At 68.6% G+C, this 16,303-nt stretch carries 16 protein-coding genes, 1 tRNA gene and 1 pseudogene; 12 read left to right on the top strand and 6 right to left on the bottom strand.

What is annotated here, in order from left to right:
• Positions 1 to 11: 11 nt before the first annotated feature.
• A complete protein-coding gene (locus MCHUDSM44219_RS09550) occupies positions 12 to 1,121 on the bottom strand; it encodes a PrsW family intramembrane metalloprotease (protein ID WP_236695409.1) in 1,110 nt (369 codons plus the stop codon).
• Positions 1,122 to 1,296: 175 nt separating this feature from the next.
• On the opposite strand from MCHUDSM44219_RS09550, the gene rpsA reads away from it, so the two are divergent.
• Positions 1,297 to 2,742: a 30S ribosomal protein S1 gene (gene rpsA / locus MCHUDSM44219_RS09555; protein WP_043408891.1), complete on the top strand. Its 1,446-nt coding sequence runs from the start codon at positions 1,297 to 1,299 to the stop codon at positions 2,740 to 2,742.
• 57 nt (positions 2,743 to 2,799) lie between these two features.
• Here the strand turns inward: rpsA and MCHUDSM44219_RS09560 are convergent, their stop codons facing one another.
• Positions 2,800 to 4,020, bottom strand: coding sequence for an RNA polymerase sigma factor (locus MCHUDSM44219_RS09560; protein ID WP_048417971.1), 1,221 nt, complete (start codon positions 4,018 to 4,020; stop codon positions 2,800 to 2,802).
• Positions 4,021 to 4,025: 5 nt separating this feature from the next.
• Positions 4,026 to 4,724: a YciI family protein gene (locus MCHUDSM44219_RS09565; protein ID WP_048417972.1), complete on the bottom strand. Its 699-nt coding sequence runs from the start codon at positions 4,722 to 4,724 to the stop codon at positions 4,026 to 4,028.
• Between the two features lie 183 nt (positions 4,725 to 4,907).
• On the opposite strand from MCHUDSM44219_RS09565, the gene MCHUDSM44219_RS09570 reads away from it, so the two are divergent.
• From MCHUDSM44219_RS09570 to coaE, 4 genes are all read left to right on the top strand, one after another.
• Positions 4,908 to 5,219 (top strand): hypothetical protein, encoded by a 312-nt coding sequence (locus tag MCHUDSM44219_RS09570; RefSeq protein WP_048417973.1) that lies wholly within the window; start codon positions 4,908 to 4,910, stop codon positions 5,217 to 5,219.
• Between the two features lie 61 nt (positions 5,220 to 5,280).
• Positions 5,281 to 6,645 (top strand): sigma-70 family RNA polymerase sigma factor, encoded by a 1,365-nt coding sequence (locus tag MCHUDSM44219_RS30880; protein ID WP_053081220.1) that lies wholly within the window; start codon positions 5,281 to 5,283, stop codon positions 6,643 to 6,645.
• Positions 6,646 to 6,742: 97 nt separating this feature from the next.
• Entirely contained in the window at positions 6,743 to 7,078 is a 336-nt protein-coding gene (locus tag MCHUDSM44219_RS09580) for a hypothetical protein (protein ID WP_048417974.1), read from the top strand.
• Positions 7,079 to 7,108: 30 nt separating this feature from the next.
• Positions 7,109 to 8,326 carry a dephospho-CoA kinase gene (gene coaE, locus MCHUDSM44219_RS09585; protein WP_048417975.1) on the top strand — a complete coding sequence of 406 codons (1,218 nt, stop codon included), beginning with the start codon at positions 7,109 to 7,111 and terminating at the stop codon, positions 8,324 to 8,326.
• A 1-nt stretch (position 8,327) separates the two neighbouring features.
• On the opposite strand, the gene MCHUDSM44219_RS09590 is transcribed toward coaE, so the two are convergent.
• From MCHUDSM44219_RS09590 to MCHUDSM44219_RS09600, 3 genes are read right to left on the bottom strand one after another with little or no spacing between them, the layout of a single operon-like run.
• A complete protein-coding gene (locus tag MCHUDSM44219_RS09590; RefSeq protein WP_082162131.1) occupies positions 8,328 to 9,095 on the bottom strand; it encodes a MerR family transcriptional regulator in 768 nt (255 codons plus the stop codon).
• Between the two features lie 54 nt (positions 9,096 to 9,149).
• Entirely contained in the window at positions 9,150 to 9,689 is a 540-nt protein-coding gene (locus tag MCHUDSM44219_RS09595; protein ID WP_053081221.1) for an Rv2576c family protein, read from the bottom strand.
• A gap of 10 nt (positions 9,690 to 9,699) precedes the next feature.
• Complete coding sequence (locus tag MCHUDSM44219_RS09600; protein ID WP_165762008.1) at positions 9,700 to 10,206, bottom strand: ribonuclease FAU-1 family protein; 507 nt, start codon at positions 10,204 to 10,206, stop codon at positions 9,700 to 9,702.
• Positions 10,207 to 10,278: 72 nt separating this feature from the next.
• Between MCHUDSM44219_RS09600 and uvrB the strand changes: the two genes are divergently transcribed.
• The 7 genes and pseudogenes from uvrB to MCHUDSM44219_RS09635 all read left to right on the top strand — a co-directional run.
• Entirely contained in the window at positions 10,279 to 12,441 is a 2,163-nt protein-coding gene (gene uvrB / locus MCHUDSM44219_RS09605) for an excinuclease ABC subunit UvrB (protein WP_048418025.1), read from the top strand.
• Positions 12,442 to 12,480: 39 nt separating this feature from the next.
• Positions 12,481 to 13,902: an MFS transporter gene (locus tag MCHUDSM44219_RS09610; RefSeq protein ID WP_048417977.1), complete on the top strand. Its 1,422-nt coding sequence runs from the start codon at positions 12,481 to 12,483 to the stop codon at positions 13,900 to 13,902.
• Positions 13,903 to 13,962: 60 nt separating this feature from the next.
• Positions 13,963 to 14,033 (top strand) — tRNA-Cys (locus tag MCHUDSM44219_RS09615).
• Positions 14,034 to 14,111: 78 nt separating this feature from the next.
• Entirely contained in the window at positions 14,112 to 14,453 is a 342-nt protein-coding gene (locus tag MCHUDSM44219_RS09620) for a DMT family transporter (protein ID WP_048417978.1), read from the top strand.
• A gap of 3 nt (positions 14,454 to 14,456) precedes the next feature.
• Positions 14,457 to 14,777 (top strand): DMT family transporter, encoded by a 321-nt coding sequence (locus tag MCHUDSM44219_RS09625; RefSeq protein WP_048417979.1) that lies wholly within the window; start codon positions 14,457 to 14,459, stop codon positions 14,775 to 14,777.
• 157 nt (positions 14,778 to 14,934) lie between these two features.
• The gene (locus MCHUDSM44219_RS09630; protein ID WP_082162126.1) at positions 14,935 to 15,612 is read left to right on the top strand and encodes a cutinase family protein; all 678 of its coding nucleotides are present in this window, start codon (positions 14,935 to 14,937) and stop codon (positions 15,610 to 15,612) included.
• Between the two features lie 161 nt (positions 15,613 to 15,773).
• Positions 15,774 to 16,303, top strand: a pseudogene (locus MCHUDSM44219_RS09635) (hypothetical protein); the annotation flags it as partial.

Raw genomic sequence — 16,303 nt, forward strand, 5'->3', positions numbered from 1 at the left:
GAGTATGGCGGTCAGGACGTCCGGAAACCGGCCAGCTGGTGCAGCGCGGGCGATGACGCCCGGGTGGCATACAGCGCGTAGGTCTCCTCGTGCAGCAGCGCGAGGACCCGCGGGTCACCGAAGCCGCGGTCGATCCGGTCGCGCACGAAGGCCAGCTCGACCACCTGGTGCGCGAACCGCTTCACCGCGGCCCCGGCGGGCTTGCCGCCGAACCGTGTCGCCTCGGTGATCGCGAGCCTTCGGGTCCGGATCGAGCCGAGCCAGGTCGCCTCGTTGGGGCTGACGACGCCCGCGGCCACCATGCCGGGCAGCGTCGCCGCGACGACGCGCTGCTCCCGACGGCGGCTCCGCACCGCGAGGGTGATCGCCAGCGCGAACACCGGCACCATCCAGAACGCGTACACCGCGAAGTACGCTCCGGCCCCGAACAGGGACGAGCCGTTCCACATGGCGTGCAAGAGGACGGCCCCGACGTACCCGAGCACGATCGCGCCCGCCTTCCCGGCGGCCGACCGCCGCTGCAGCGCGTACCAGACGCCGATCGCGGTCATCGTGGTGAACAGCGAGTGGGCGAACGGGGACATGATCAGCCGCAGGGCCGCGGTGAACAGCGAGTCGGCCACCGAATCCGCGTTGGCGATGTAGAGGATGTCCTCCAACCAGGCAAAACCGGCTCCGACCAGGCCGGCGTAGACCAGGCAGTCGGTCAGCGAGTTGAGCTCGTGGCGGCGCACCCCGGTCATCATCAGCAGCAGGAACGCGCCCTTGGCCGCCTCCTCGGTCAGCGGCGCGCCGACGACCAGGGTGAACGGGCTGATATCGCCGGAGCCGCCGGGGTTCACCCAGGCCTCGAGCACGATCTGCAGGATCGAGGAGATGACGACGGCGGCCGACGTCCCCCAGATGAACGCGAAGATCAGCAACCGGGGCGGCTCGGGTTCCCACCGATCCAGCCACAGGTAACACAGCACGACGACGGTCATCGCGATGCTCGAGAGCACGAACCCGATCGACGTGCCGACGGGGTTGACCGCCGTCAGTACGATGACGATGAGCCCGGCGAGCGTGCCCAACGCGATGAGCACGCCCAGAGGAGCGCCGACCCGGCGAACGCGTATCACGTCCAGCAGGGTAGCCGCTCGACGGGGCGGGTTTGTCCTGCGTGGACCCTGTCGAGTAGCCTTGTCAGGTACCTGTGTGCGCACCCGTGGGTGCTCACGATCGCAGGTACATCGAGAACACCAGATCTGTCCTTTTCTGTCCCTACGATTGAACCTGTCCGGAGCAACCCACCACATGCCAAGTCCCTCCGTCACGTCTCCGCAAGTAGCCCTCAACGACATCGGCTCCGCGGAGGATTTTCTCGCCGCCATCGACAAGACCATCAAGTACTTCAACGATGGCGACATCGTCGAAGGGACGATCGTCAAGGTCGACCGCGACGAAGTTCTGCTCGACATCGGTTACAAGACCGAAGGTGTCATTCCTTCCCGTGAGCTCTCCATCAAGCACGACGTCGACCCCAATGAGGTTGTGTCCGTCGGCGACGAGGTCGAAGCTCTGGTCCTCACCAAGGAGGACAAGGAAGGCCGCCTGATCCTGTCCAAGAAGCGCGCTCAGTACGAGCGTGCCTGGGGCACCATCGAGGAACTCAAAGAAAAGGACGAGGCCGTCAAGGGCACCGTCATCGAGGTCGTCAAGGGCGGCCTGATCCTCGACATCGGCCTGCGCGGCTTCCTGCCGGCATCGCTGGTGGAGATGCGTCGTGTCCGCGATCTGCAGCCGTACATCGGCAAGGAGATCGAGGCCAAGATCATCGAGCTCGACAAGAACCGCAACAACGTGGTGCTCTCGCGCCGCGCCTGGCTGGAGCAGACCCAGTCCGAGGTGCGCAGCGAGTTCCTCAACCAGCTCACCAAGGGCGCGATCCGCAAGGGTGTCGTCTCCTCGATCGTCAACTTCGGCGCGTTCGTCGATCTCGGCGGCGTCGACGGTCTGGTGCACGTCTCCGAGCTGTCCTGGAAGCACATCGATCATCCGTCCGAGGTGGTTCAGGTCGGCGACGAGGTCACCGTCGAGGTGCTCGACGTCGACATGGACCGCGAGCGGGTCTCGCTGTCGCTCAAGGCGACTCAGGAAGATCCGTGGCGTCACTTCGCCCGCACCCACGCCATCGGCCAGATCGTGCCCGGCAAGGTCACCAAGCTGGTGCCGTTCGGTGCGTTCGTCCGGGTCGAGGAGGGCATCGAGGGCCTGGTGCACATCTCCGAGCTCTCCGAGCGCCACGTCGAGGTTCCCGACCAGGTGGTCCAGGTCGGCGACGACGCGATGGTCAAGGTCATCGACATCGACCTGGAGCGCCGCCGCATCTCGCTGAGCCTCAAGCAGGCCAACGAGGACTACAACAGCGAAGAGTTCGAGGCCTGGAAGTACGGCATGGCCGACAGCTACGACGATCAGGGCAACTACATCTTCCCCGAAGGCTTCGACGCCGAGACCAACGAGTGGCTCGAAGGCTTCGAGAAGCAGCGGGACGAGTGGGAAGCCCGGTACGCCGAGGCGGAGCGTCGTTACAAGATGCACACCGCGCAGATGGAGAAGTTCGCCGCTGCCGAGGCCGAAGAGGCCGCGCGTCCGGCGACGTCGAACGGTTCCTCGCGGTCCGAGGAATCGGCCGGCGGCTCGCTCGCCAGCGACGCACAGCTCGCCGCGCTGCGCGAGAAGCTGGCAGGCAACGCCTAGTTGGTTCGTCACGATCGAAGGCCCCGACTCACCGAGTCGGGGCCTTCGTCGTTCCGGTCACCCTCCGCACTCGTCGATGCGGCGCTGCAGGAACCGACGGGCGGGTTCGGATCCGTTGCGTCCAAGTGCCTCTCGATACCACTGCACCGCCTCGGCGGGCCGGCCCGCCCGGCGCAGCAGATCCGCGCGAATGGTGGCGGGCAGGGCGGAGCGGACCAACCGCGCGTGGTCGGCCACCTCGTCGAAAGCGGCCAGTCCGGCGTCCGGTCCGTCCCGGAATCCGACGGCGAGCGCGCGGTTGACCCGCACCACCGGTGACTCGGTGATGGCCAGCAGGCGATCGTAGGCGGCGCAGATCGTCGTCCAGTCGGTCTGTTCCCAGGACTGCGCGGTCGCGTGAACCGCGGCGATCACGGCCTGCGGCAGGTACGGGCCTGTCGAGCCGCCGGCGCGGCGGGTGTACTCCAGCCCGCGGGCGATCTTGTGACGATCCCAGCGCCGCCGGTCCTGTTCCTCGAGCGGGATCAGCGCGCCCCGGGCATCGACGCGGGTGGCCCGGCGCGAATCGTGCAGCAGGACAAGCGCTGTCAACGCGGCGGCCTCGGAGTCCCCGGGCAGCAGCCCGCTCAACTCACCGGCGAGGCGAACCCCTTCGTCGCAGAGTTCGTCGCGCACCGCCGAGGGCCCGGCCGTCGACCAGTACCCCTCGGTGAACACCGAGTAGACGCAGGCCAGGACATGCGGCGTCCGTGCGGGCAGCATGTCGGTCGGCGGCACGCGCAGCGGGATGTTCGCGTGCCGGATCTTGGCTTTCCCGCGGGTGATGCGGGCGCCGATGGCGGTGTCGCTCTGCAGCAGCGCCCGCGCGATCTCCGGAACCGTCAGGCCCGACACCAGCCGCAGGGTCAGCGCGAGCTGCGACGCCCGATCCAGGGCCGGATGCGCGCAGGTGAACATCATCCGTAGTTCGTCGTCGCGGATCCGGTGCGGCACCTCGGACCGGTCGGTGCGGGCAATGATGTCGTCGACCACCGCGGCCAATTCCTTTCCCGGACGGACTGATTCGCGTCGTAGACGGTCGCGGGCCCGGTTCCGTGCCGTGGTGATGAGCCAGGCTCCGGGCGCGTCGGGCATCCCGTCCCGGGGCCAGGTGCGCACGGCGTCGGCGCAGGCTTCCTGGACGGCGTCCTCGGCGACGGTCAGGTCGCCGCACCACCGCGCGACCGCGGCGACCGCGCCGCCCCACTCGCGCCGAAAGACGCCGTCCAGGGGCTGCATCGTGGCTAGAGCCCGGACACACCCGCGAGGCGGCGCAGCTGCACCGCCGACGCCGGGATCATCGCGGCGATCTTCGCCGCTTCCTCCCGGTCGCCGGCCCTCAGCAGGTAGAAACCGTTGGCCACCTCGGCGCCCTCGGCGAACGGTCCGTCGGTCAACAGCACCTCGGATCCGCGCACCCGCACCGTCGTCGCGGTCGCCGGGAGGTGCAGAGGCGCCCCGCCCAGCACGTGCTCACCCGCCGCGGCGTTGAAGTCGGCATGGCGGCACGCGCCGTCCTCCCATTCCGGGGTGCAGGGCTCGGTCAGCTGCTCGGCGGGTTCGAGCAGCAGCGCGAGCCAGTCGGCGCCGGTGGTCGGCTGGTCAGGAGCGTTCCAGTGCACCATCGGCCACACCTCCACGGCGCCGTAGGTGGCTGCGGGGATCTGACGAGCGAGCTCCAGCGCCTCGTCGAGGTTCTCGGCCTCGAAAACGTAGAAGCCGCCGGCCACCTCCGCGCCCTCGGCGAAGGGGCCGTCGGTGATCACCGGGCGGTCCGGGCCGCCGTCGATGCGCACGGCCTCGGCCACCGGCGCCAGCGCATCACCGGCTCGGATGGCCTCGGCAGCCCGCGCATGGAAGTCGGTGTAGGCCTGCATCTCCGCCTGGAGATCCGCCGGGTCGAGTTCGCGCTCCGGTGTCTGCAGCACTGCGAAGTAGTACATCGTGATGTCCTCCGGGTCGGGAGTGGAACCCTGTCGTCCACTCTCTACCTGACCGACGAACGGCGCCGACCCAATCCGACAGTCGAGACGCGGCGATCTCAGAAAAAGTGTCCGGTCTACGTCTGTGCGTGCTCTTACCCGTCACAGCGGCCAACGGGGTCGCGATACCCGAAGGAGCACGAGATGAGGACGACCGGACGCATCCTGACCGCGTCGGTGGTGGCGCTGGCCCTGCCGTGGGTGACGATCTCCGCAGCGGAGGCGAGACCGAAGTTCGACCTGACCCAGTTCGAGAGGTGCTTGGCCGCGCCGAGCCTCAAAGATTCCTACGGTGTTCGTGAGTCGTCGTTCGCGAAGCGGCAACGATGCTGCGCGTCGGCGGGCGGAGTGCTCGTGATCAGCACCCAGGGGCCGCCCAACTGCGTGCAGCCCGGCGCGGAGGGCCCGCGCGCGGTGATCGACATGCCGTCGGTGAGCGTGCTGACACCGGCGTGAGGGAACCCGGGGTGGCCGGTGGTCGGCGAAGCTAGGATGACGGGGTCAACGGGGGCAGTTCATGACCTTCCCACCAGATGCCGATCCCACCGACGCCGAGCTCGCCGTGGCGGCTGCGGCAGGAGACCCCCACGCGCTGGCGGCAATCTACGACCGTTACGCCGACCGACTGCACGACTTCTGCATCGGGATGCTCAGGGACCGAGACGCGGCGGCGGACTGTGTCCAGGACACGTTCTGCACGGCGGCAGGGCGCCTGGCACAGTTGCGCGAACCCGACAAACTCCGCAGCTGGCTCTACGCCGTCGCACGCAACGAGGCATTGCGCCGGATCCGCGCGCGTCGCCGGGAACGATCCGTCGATGCGGTGCCTGAGGTGGCTTCCACCGAGGCAGGACCCGAGGTCCTGGCTGCCCGCTCCGCGTTGGCCGATCTGGTCATCGAGGCTGCCGGCGGGTTGTCCGACCGCGACCGCGTTGTCCTGGAGTTGAGCTACTACCACGGCCTGGACGGTCCCGAACTGGCCGAGGCCCTGGAGGTCAGCCCGGCCGCGGCCACGAAAATGGTGCAGCGGCTGCGCGACACCGTCGAACGGTCACTCGGCGCCCTGCTCGTGGCACGGAATGCCGGTCGTGGGCCGGACGCGTGTGCCGGCCTGGCGGCAGTGCTCGACAGGTGGGACGGGCGTTTCACCGTCCTGATGCGCAAGCGCGTCGCCCGGCACATCGAGGCATGCGGGCAATGCGACGACGAACGCCGTCGTCGAGTCAGTCCCAAGGCTCTCCTCGGCGCCACCCCGGTGTTCGTCCCCGCACCGCCTGAGTTGCGGGAGCGCACTTTGAGAGCAGTTCGATTAACCTCTGCTGCAACAGAACTCAATCATTCACGATCGAACACCGCTCGGCTGCTGGCCGTGGTGGGTGCGGCGATGCTGGCTTTGAGTGTGATCGTCTTCGTCGCTGTCGGCCGCGCGCCGCAGACGACGCCGGTGAGTCCGGTCGACATGGAGGCGACCACGACGAAGGCGGGCCGCCCGCCCGCAGGCTTTGTGCCGCCGTCGGCCACCACCGGCCCGGCCGTCGCACCCCGGATCGCCGAGCCGGTCACCTCGGTGCCGACGATGACCGCGCCCGCCGGTGGTGAGCCGGTCACGGCGACACAGCGCACGACGCGCGCCACCGACGATGCGGTCCAGACCTCGTCGGTGACCATAGAGGTGCAGGAGTCCACGGTGCCGACGACGGCGCGGAAGACGACATCGAGGACGACGACACCGGAGACGGTCGCGCCGGACACCCCGACGCCGGAGACCACGCCGAATCCGACGCCTCCGCGGACCGCGCCGGCGCGGACCGTGCCGCCGGGACCGCTCCAGACCTTCACCCCGGACGAGCCTGTCGTCACCACGGTGCCGCCCATCGGCTGATCACCGGCGCCGAGAAAAGTGTCCGGACTTCTGCCGCTCGTGCTCCTACCCATGACGGCGGCCCGCCGGGCCGCCGATGAGACAACAGGAGTACGACATGTCCCACTTCATCGAGCGCGCAACGACATCGGCGCTGATCGCGGTCGCCGCCGGAACGGCGGCTCTGGGCATCGCCCTCGGATCCGCGACCGTCGCGAATGCGGAGTCCTTCAAACAGGACCCGGGCGGCCTCAAGATGATGTGCGACCGCTACGGCGGGAGCTACATCGAAAAGTCCGCGGGCTCGGGCGCGTGGTGCGCCTGGAAGGACGGGTCCACGACGGTCTGCGACAAGAACGACAACTGCACCATCGTCGAACCGGCCAAGATGGTGCGGGACGAGCCGGGGCGGGTGGTGCTGCAGCCCGGTGGGGTGCTGGTGCCGCTCGGCTGAGCCCCCGGTCGTTCCTGACAGACTGTGGGGGTGCTGCGAATCGGATTGACCGGAGGAATCGGGGCGGGCAAGTCCACGGTGTCGGCCACGTTCAGCGAGCTCGGCGGCGTCGTCGTCGACGGCGACGTCATCGCCCGCGAGGTCGTGGAACCGGGCACCCCGGGGCTGAAGAGTCTGGTGGAGGCGTTCGGGGAAGAGATCCTGCAGCCCGACGGGGCCTTGAACCGGCCCGCGCTGGCGGCGATCGCGTTCAGCGACGACGAGAAGCGCGCCACCTTGAACGGCATCGTGCATCCACTTGTGGCGCAACGTCGTTCGGAGTTGATCGCGGCCGCTGCCGAGGACGCCGTCATCGTCGAGGACATCCCGCTGCTGGTGGAGTCACAGATGGCGCCGATGTTCCCGCTCGTCATCGTGGTGCACGCCGACGCCGACCTGCGGGTCAAGCGGTTGATCGAGTACCGGGGGTTCAGCGAGGAGGACGCCCGCGCGCGCATCGCGGCCCAGGCCACCGAGGAGCAGCGCCGCGCGGTCGCCGACGTGTGGCTCGACAACGCCGGAAGTGCCGATGAACTCGTCGCGGCCGCCCGAGCGCTGTGGCACGACCGCATCGAGCCGTTCGCGGCCAACATCGCCGCGCGCCGCCCCGCGCAGGCCCCGCTGCAGTTGGTGGCGTCCGACCCGCAGTGGCCGGCCCAAGCCCAGCGGATCGTGGCCCGGCTGCGGACCGCGTGCGGACACCGAGCGGTCCGCATCGATCACATCGGGTCGACCGCCGTCGCGGGGATGGCCGCCAAGGACGTCATCGACGTGCAGGTCACCGTCGACGCTCTCGGCACGTCCGAGGAGATCGCCGAGGCGATGCTCGGAGCCGGCTACGTCGCGACACCGATCACCGAAGACGCCGCCAAACCCGAGGCGCGCAGCACCGTGGCCGACTTCGACCACGTCGACGATCCCGCGCTGTGGCGCAAGCGGCTCTACCGTTCCGCCGACCCCGGACGCCCCACCAACGTCCACGTGCGGGTGCAGGGCTGGCCCGGGCAGCAGTTCGCGCTGCTGTTCGTCGACTGGCTCCGGGCCGACCCCGGTGAGCAGGCCGCCTACCTGGATCTCAAGCACCGCGTCGCCGCGCGGGGGCACGCCACCACGGACGACTACGCCGAGGACAAGGAGCCGTGGTTCTCCGACGCCTACCGGAGGGCGTGGCAATGGGCCGACGCCACCGGCTGGCGACCCGGAGACTGAGTCAGTGGCCCGCCCGGTCGGCGTTCGCGTGGATCGCGTCGCGGCAGTAGGCCGCGAGGCCAGGAAGCCCGAATGACTCGTCGTATGTCTCCACATATCTGGGGTCGCTCACATACATGTCGCCCAGATTGCGGTGGAAGGCCGGCGGGCAGTCGTAGAACCAGCGATTCACGTGGAGCCGGTGCTGCTCCGCGGCGTTCATCGCCTCTTCGGAGTCGGCGGGGAGGCCCGCGCGGAACGCGTCGGACAGGGCCTTCTCAACAGCTTCTCCCTCGGCCTTGATCTGAACCCACTCGTCTTTTCCGTAGGACTTCGTCCGGCGCTGCGATTCCTTCCACTCTGCGGTCTCGCCCCACTTCTGCTCGGCCTCTGCCTGGTAGTCGTCGAAGCTGTCACCGAAGAGTTCGCGCATGTCGTCGTCGGTCATGGGGGTGTTCGTCATTGCTTTCTCCAATGCCTGATCGATTGCCTCGACGAGGTCCTTCATCTCATCGAGCCGGGACATGACGCGTTCGCGCTGTCGAATCAGGTGGCTGATCTCGTTGCCCTCGTCCAACAGGCGGGCGATCTCGTCGAGAGGCAACTCGAGCCGGCGGTACACGATGATCTGGGACAACCGCGTCAGATCGGCCGACGTGTACACCCTGTAGCCCGAGGCGCTACGCCGACTCGGAATCAACAACCCGATGTCGTCGTAGTGGTGAAGCGTCCGCACCGTGATGCCGAATCGCTCCGCGACTTCACCCACGCTGAGTTCGCCCACCTGCATCTCCCGCGTCACGTCGATCAGGTTGGTGCCTCACGCCGCGTGAGGGTCAAAAACTCAGGTCGCGGGAGCCTCGGCCTGCACGGCTTCCGCGGTGGGCGCCGCGCCGTCCGTCCCGGGTGTCGGGATGTCGAGCGGGGCGCCGCACTGCAGGGTGCCGTACAGCGGATCGTCCTTGACACGGAAGAACCTGGGCGCGATGAACTGATCGGCCTGCGCCACGATCTGGTCGTCGACCAGGATCTCGCAGTGCAGGTTGGACCCGTACGGCCACTGGATCGAGATCTGCATGCCGGCCAGCTTGGGGTCGGTCAGCACGGTGTTCACCTCGAACGTCTGACCCGGCAGCATCGTCGGCTGGGCGCTGTTGACGTTCTGGTCGTCCTGTTTGTAGGCCACCACCGCACCGCGGGAGGTGCCGTCGGCACGGGCGCGGTAGAGGACGTTGTGCTGGACGGGCGGGGCCGGGGTCTCGACCACCGGAGGCGGCTCCGGATCCGCGGCCGCGGTGGTCATCGGCGACACGGATCCACCGGCCAGCATGACCGCTGCGGCGCCGACCGCCCACGCACCTCGCGTCCGTCTGCTCGAACTCACACCGCGGATTCTATGCTGCACGCCACGTCAGGGTGATCCCGATGGTGTTCAGCCAGCTGTCGAGGTGGTAGCCGTGGCGGGCCAGCGCCTCCACGGTCGTCACCGCGGTCCGAATGGCACGGTCGGCGTCTTCGGGGCTGAGCAGGCCCTCGCGGACGGCCAGCACGAGCTCGTCGACGTCGGCCACCGTCGCCTGACGGCCGGTGCGCAGCACCAGATCGAGGTAGTGATCCTCGCTGTGCCAGACGTGCGGCCCGGCGGTGTAGACGCCTACGTCGAGGTAGAAGTCCTGGTCGCGCTCGTAGCCGGGGTTGAAGTGGAAAACCGTCACCCGCAGGTTCAGCGCGGGCAGCAACCACGATTCGAGATAGTGGAACTGCGCCCGGCCCGGTGCCGGCCGGGCCAGGTAGAGGCCCCACGGCTCGACGGTGTAGACGTCGACGTCCCGCACGACACCCTTCGGGTCGGTGTTGGTGCGGGTCGCCAGATCGAAGGTCTCGCGCTTGGGAGGGTGGATGCCGACCAGGATAAACACCGTCGGCTCCCCGCGGAACAGAAGTTGTCGGTGCCGGGTTCTACCCTGGTGAACATGGCTTTCGCGACTGAACATCCCGTACTCGCGCATTCGGAGTACCGCCCCGTGGATCAGGTCGTGCGCGCCGGTGCCCGCTTCGAGGTCGTCAGCGAGTATCAGCCGGCCGGCGATCAGCCTGCGGCCATCGAGGAGCTGGAACGCCGGATCCGGGCCGGGGAGCGCGATGTGGTGCTGCTCGGCGCCACCGGTACCGGTAAGTCAGCGACCACGGCGTGGCTGATCGAGCGGCTGCAGCGGCCCACGCTGGTGATGGCGCCGAACAAGACGCTGGCCGCGCAGCTGGCCAACGAGCTGCGAGAGATGTTGCCGCACAACTCGGTTGAGTACTTCGTCTCCTACTACGACTACTACCAGCCCGAGGCGTACATCGCCCAGACCGACACCTACATCGAGAAGGACAGCTCGATCAACGACGACGTCGAGCGGTTGCGGCACTCCGCGACGTCGAGCTTGCTGTCCCGCCGCGACGTCGTGGTGGTGGCCTCGGTGTCCTGCATCTACGGCCTGGGCACCCCGCAGTCCTATATGGACCGCTCCGTCGAGCTGAAGGTCGGCGACGAGGTGCCGCGGGATGCGCTGCTTCGGCTGCTGGTCGACGTGCAGTACACCCGCAACGACATGTCGTTCACCCGCGGCACGTTCCGGGTGCGCGGCGACACCGTCGAGATCATCCCCTCCTACGAGGAGCTGGCGGTCCGCATCGAGTTCTTCGGCGACGAGGTCGAGGCGCTGTACTACATGCACCCCCTGACGGGCGACGTCATCCGCCAGGTCGATTCGCTGCGGGTTTTTCCCGCGACGCACTACGTGGCCGGACCGGAACGGATGGCGCACGCGATCTCCACCATCGAGGCCGAACTCGAGGAGCGGCTCAAGGAGCTGGAAGGGCAGGGCAAGCTGCTCGAGGCCCAGCGGCTGCGGATGCGCACGAACTACGACGTCGAGATGATGCGCCAGGTCGGGTTCTGCTCCGGCATCGAGAACTACTCGCGGCACATCGACGGCCGTCCCGCGGGGTCGGCGCCCGCCACGCTGCTGGACTACTTCCCGGAGGACTTCCTGCTCGTCATCGATGAGTCGCACGTGACGGTGCCGCAGATCGGCGGCATGTACGAGGGCGACATGTCGCGCAAGCGCAATCTCGTCGAGTTCGGGTTCCGGTTGCCGTCGGCCGTCGACAACCGGCCGCTGACGTGGGAGGAGTTCGCCGACCGGATCGGGCAGACGGTGTACCTGTCGGCGACGCCGGGCCCGTACGAGCTCAGTCAGACCGGCGGGGAGTTCGTGGAGCAGGTGATTCGGCCCACCGGTCTGGTCGATCCGCAGGTCATCGTCAAGCCGACCAAGGGGCAGATCGACGACCTGATCGGGGAGATCCGCAAGCGCACCGAGCGCGACGAGCGGGTGCTCGTCACCACGCTGACCAAGAAGATGGCCGAGGACCTCACGGACTATCTGCTCGAGATGGGCATCCGGGTGCGGTATCTGCACTCCGAGGTCGACACGCTGCGCCGTGTCGAACTGCTCCGGCAGCTGCGGCTGGGGGAGTACGACGTGCTCGTCGGCATCAACCTGCTGCGGGAGGGCCTCGATCTGCCCGAGGTGTCGCTGGTCGCGATCCTGGACGCCGACAAGGAGGGCTTCCTGCGCTCGCCGCGCAGCCTGATCCAGACCATCGGTCGCGCGGCGCGCAACGTCTCCGGCGAGGTCCACATGTACGCGGACACGATGACGGACTCGATGAAGCAGGCCATCGACGAAACCGAGCGACGCCGCGCCAAACAGATCGCCTACAACGAAGAGCACGGGATCGATCCGCAGCCGCTGCGCAAGAAGATCGCCGACATCCTCGATCAGGTGTACCGGGAAGCCGACGACACCGATGCCGCGGTCGAGGTGGGCGGCTCGGGCCGCAACGCGTCCCGGGGCCGGCGTGCACCCGGCGAACCGGGTCGGGCGGTCAGCGCCGGTGTGTTCGAGGGCCGCGACACCCGCAACATGCCGCGGGCGGAGCTGGCCGATCTGATCAAGGACATGACCGCGCAGATGATGGCCGCCGCACGGGATCTGCAGTTCGAACTGGCCGCCCGGATCCGCGACGAGATCTCCGATTTGAAGAAGGAACTCCGTGGCATGGACGCGGCCGGCCTCAAATGAGTTGATCTCAACCGCCGTTGAGGTCCTACGGTCGACGGCGTGACTGATACCGAGGCGCCCGCCGGCCATCCCGCGGGATCGTGGCGCGACCTGCTGGGCCCGCGACATCTCGGCGCGTCCACGGTGCTCGCGGGCGGCGTCGCGCTGTACGCGACCAACGAGTTCCTGACCATCAGTCTGATGCCCAGCGCCGTCGCCGAGATCGGTGGGCAACGCTTCTACGCCTGGGTGACCACGGTGTACCTGGTCGGGTCGGTGATGGCGGCCACCACGGTGCACGCGGTGCTGATGCGGTGGGGGCCGCGGTGGTCCTACCTCTTCGGGCTGACCCTGTTCGGTGCGGGCAGCCTCGGCTGTGCGATCGCGCCGAGTATGGAGTTCCTGCTCGCCGGCCGCACGGTGCAGGGCGCGGCCGGCGGACTGCTGGCCGGGCTCGGGTACGCCGTCATCAACACCGCGCTGCCGAGCGCGCTGTGGACCAAAGCGTCCGCACTGGTGTCGGCGATGTGGGGCGTCGGGACGTTGGTGGGCCCGGCCGCCGGTGGGCTGTTCGCCCAATACGGCTCGTGGCGTTGGGCTTTCGGTGTGCTCGTGGTGATGACGGTCGCGATGTCGGTACTGGTGCCGCTTGCGCTGCCCGGCACCCGCGACGCGACGGTGCCGCAGAGCCGCGTCCGCATCCCCGTGTGGTCGTTGCTCCTGCTCGGTGCGGCCGCGCTACTGGTCAGCGCGGCGGGCGTCCCGCACGACACGCGCGCCACCGCGGGACTGGTCGTCGCGGGCTTCGGTCTGGTCGCGGTGTTCCTGGTGGTCGACCGCCGGGCAGGGGCGTCGGTCCTGCCGCCCAGCGCGTTCCGCGCCGGCCCGCTGAAGTGGATCTACCTGACGTTGGGCGTGCTGATGGCCGCGACGATGGTCGACATGTACGTGCCGCTGTTCGCGCAGCGGCTCGCGCACCTGGCCCCGGTGGCCGCGGGCTTTCTCGGCGCCGGGCTGGCCGTCGGCTGGACCGTCGGCGAGATCAGCAGCGCCTCGCTGAGCCGGCAAGCGGTGATCGTGCGCACGGTGGCCGTGGCGCCGCTGGTGATGGCTCTGGGGTTGGCGATCGGTGCGCTGACCCAACGCGAGGACGCTTCCGGGTGGTTCGTCGCGGCGTGGGCGGCGGGACTCGTCATCACCGGGTCCGGGGTCGGCATCGCGTGGCCGCATCTGTCGGCGTGGGCGATGAGCAAGGTGGACGACCCCGCGGAGGGACCTGCGGCGGCCGCGGCCATCAATACCGTCCAGGTGATCTGCGGAGCGTTCGGCGCCGCCCTGGCCGGTGTCGTGGTCAACGTCTCCGATCGCGGCGATGCGACGGCGTCGCGGTGGCTGTTCGCGGTGTTCGCGGTGCTGGCCGCCTCGGCCGCGGTCGCGTCGATCAGGAGCGGCCGTCCCGCGCGGCGGATCGACACCGACTAACGCTCAGCGGGATTGCAACGGTGTTCTGCGTGCGAGGCCACTGGCACCGTGGACGTCAGTGCGGGTGTGGCTGAGTGGCTAGGCACCGGCCTGCAAAGCCGTTTACACGGGTTCGAATCCCGTCACTCGCTCGCATGGGCGGTGCTCCACCGGGTTTCCGGTGGACCCGCCCGCTTTCGACCCCGGCCACGCCAGTACGTTGAGTCGTCATGACGTGGCTTCTGCTGTTGCTCGCCATCGTCAGTGAGGTGGCGGCGACGTTGTCGCTCAAGGCCGCCATGACCACTCCCGCGCTGTACGTGATCGTCGTCAGCGGCTACCTCGCCTCCTTCGTCTTCCTGACCTTTGTGCTCAAGCGGGGCATGGGACTCGGTGTCGCGTACGGCATCTGGGGCGCGATCGGGGTGGCGCTGACCGCCGTGCTGTCCGCGGTCGTCTTCGGCGAGGCGTTCACCGCGGTGATGGGCATCGGGATGGTCTGCATCATCGGCGGCGTACTGCTCGTGGAGATCGGCTCACACCGCGTCGACGACCCGTCCGACGGTGCGTGAGCGGTGCAATACCTGCTTCTGATGGCAGCCATCGGGTCGGAGGTCACCGGGACGCTGGCCCTGCGGGTCGCGGCGGCCGGCCGGCGGGCGTTCTACGGTGTGGTCGTCGTCGGCTACATCGTGGCCTTCACCTTGCTGTCCGCGTCGCTGCAGCACGGCATGCCTCTGGGCGTCGCTTACGGGATCTGGGCGGCGGCCGGGGTCGCGCTGACGGCCGCTGCGTCGCGCCTGCTGTTCCGGGAACCGCTCACCCCGACGATGATCGCCGGCATGGGTCTGATCGTCGCCGGCGTGCTCCTGGTGGAGGTCGGTGCGGCGCGTTGATTCATCCGCGCCGGTTGTCCGGCCAGCGAAAGCACCGCGCGAATATCCGACAATCGCCGAATTCCCTAGCGTCTGCGCAACACGGTTCGGCAACTGATCGATCACCGTTGTGTTGCCCAGCTGGCGGAGTTTGCTGAAACTGTGTCACCGTGTTCGCGTGCGCACTCGCCAGGCCGCCCGTGCCCTCGGAGTCGCGGTGACCACCGCGTTGGCATTGTGCACCACCACCGTTCGGGCGCCGGTCGCGTCCGCGGACGCGTGCCCCGACGTGGAGGTCGTGTTCGCACGCGGCACCAGTGACAAGCCCGGCTTCGGTCCGGTGGGCAAGCAGTTCATCACCACCCTGCAGAAAAAGCTGATCGGCAAGAAGATCTCCGCGTACGCGGTGGATTACTCGGCCAGTTGGGACTTTTCGAAGTCGACGTCCGAGGGGGCGGTCGACGCGAACAAACACGTGCAGTACACGGCCGGGGTCTGCCCGAAGACCAAGATCGTGCTGGGCGGCATCTCGCAGGGTGCCGGTGTCATCGATCTCATCACCATCGGCAAGCGCCGACTGTGGTTCTTCACGCCCTCGCCCCTGCCCGACACGATGGTCAATCACGTTGCGGCGATCGCGGTGTTCGGCAATCCGTCTCGGGACTACGCCACGCTCGGGCCGCTGACCACGCTGAGCCCGCTGTACGGCAGCAGGGCCATCGACCTGTGCGCCGCCAACGATCCGTACTGCACCAAGGGCGCCGATCTGTTTGCCCATTTCTCCTATCTGTGGAACGGAATGATCGATCAGGCCGCCGTTTTCGCCGCGCGACGAGTGCTGGGTACCGCGACCTGAGCTCGACGTCGTTCTCCTGGCGCACTTTTTCGGCCTGTTTCGCCCTCATCACCAAAGCACCTCGCGGCGATATCTATTCGGTAACCGCATCATCGGCCCGGGCGCGGACGGGATAGGTTTCTCGTCGGCGGGGGGCGCCGATGAGAGTTCAAGGAAAGACGATGCCAGCCAACATCACTCGCGTCGGTGCCGGGTTCGCGGTGACGGCGCTGTACCTGCTCGGCGCGGGAGGCGTGACGGCTGCCGCCGAACCCAGTCCGGGGGTGCCCTGCCTGGACATGGTGCAGCAGCTGGCCGCGTCACCGCCGTCGGTTCCCGAGGTGCTCGAGACGGCCGCCAATGCGCTCAACGGCATTGTGCCTGAGGAGGCGCCGGTCGAGGCGCCTCCGCCCGTGCCGGCCGAGGAGGTCGTGCACGGCCTGACAGCGCTGGCACCCCCCGGCCCGGTGCCGGCGCCGGTCGAGGCGGCGCCGATCGCCGCGGCGCCCATCGAGCAGGCGGCCGCGATTCCGGAGCCGGCCTCTGCAGCGGTTCCCGTTGTGGCGCCGGTGATTCCGGCTGCTCTACCGCCGGTTCCGGTTGTCGTCGCGCCGTCGCCGCCGGCCGCCCCGCTGACGCAGTCCGCCGCGGCGGAACCGGAGGTACCGGTGGCGGCTGCCGCGCCGATGGCTGCGCCCGAGCAGATCGGAAG

This window comes from Mycolicibacterium chubuense (genome assembly GCF_001044255.1).
Lineage (GTDB): Bacteria > Actinomycetota > Actinomycetes > Mycobacteriales > Mycobacteriaceae > Mycobacterium > Mycobacterium chubuense.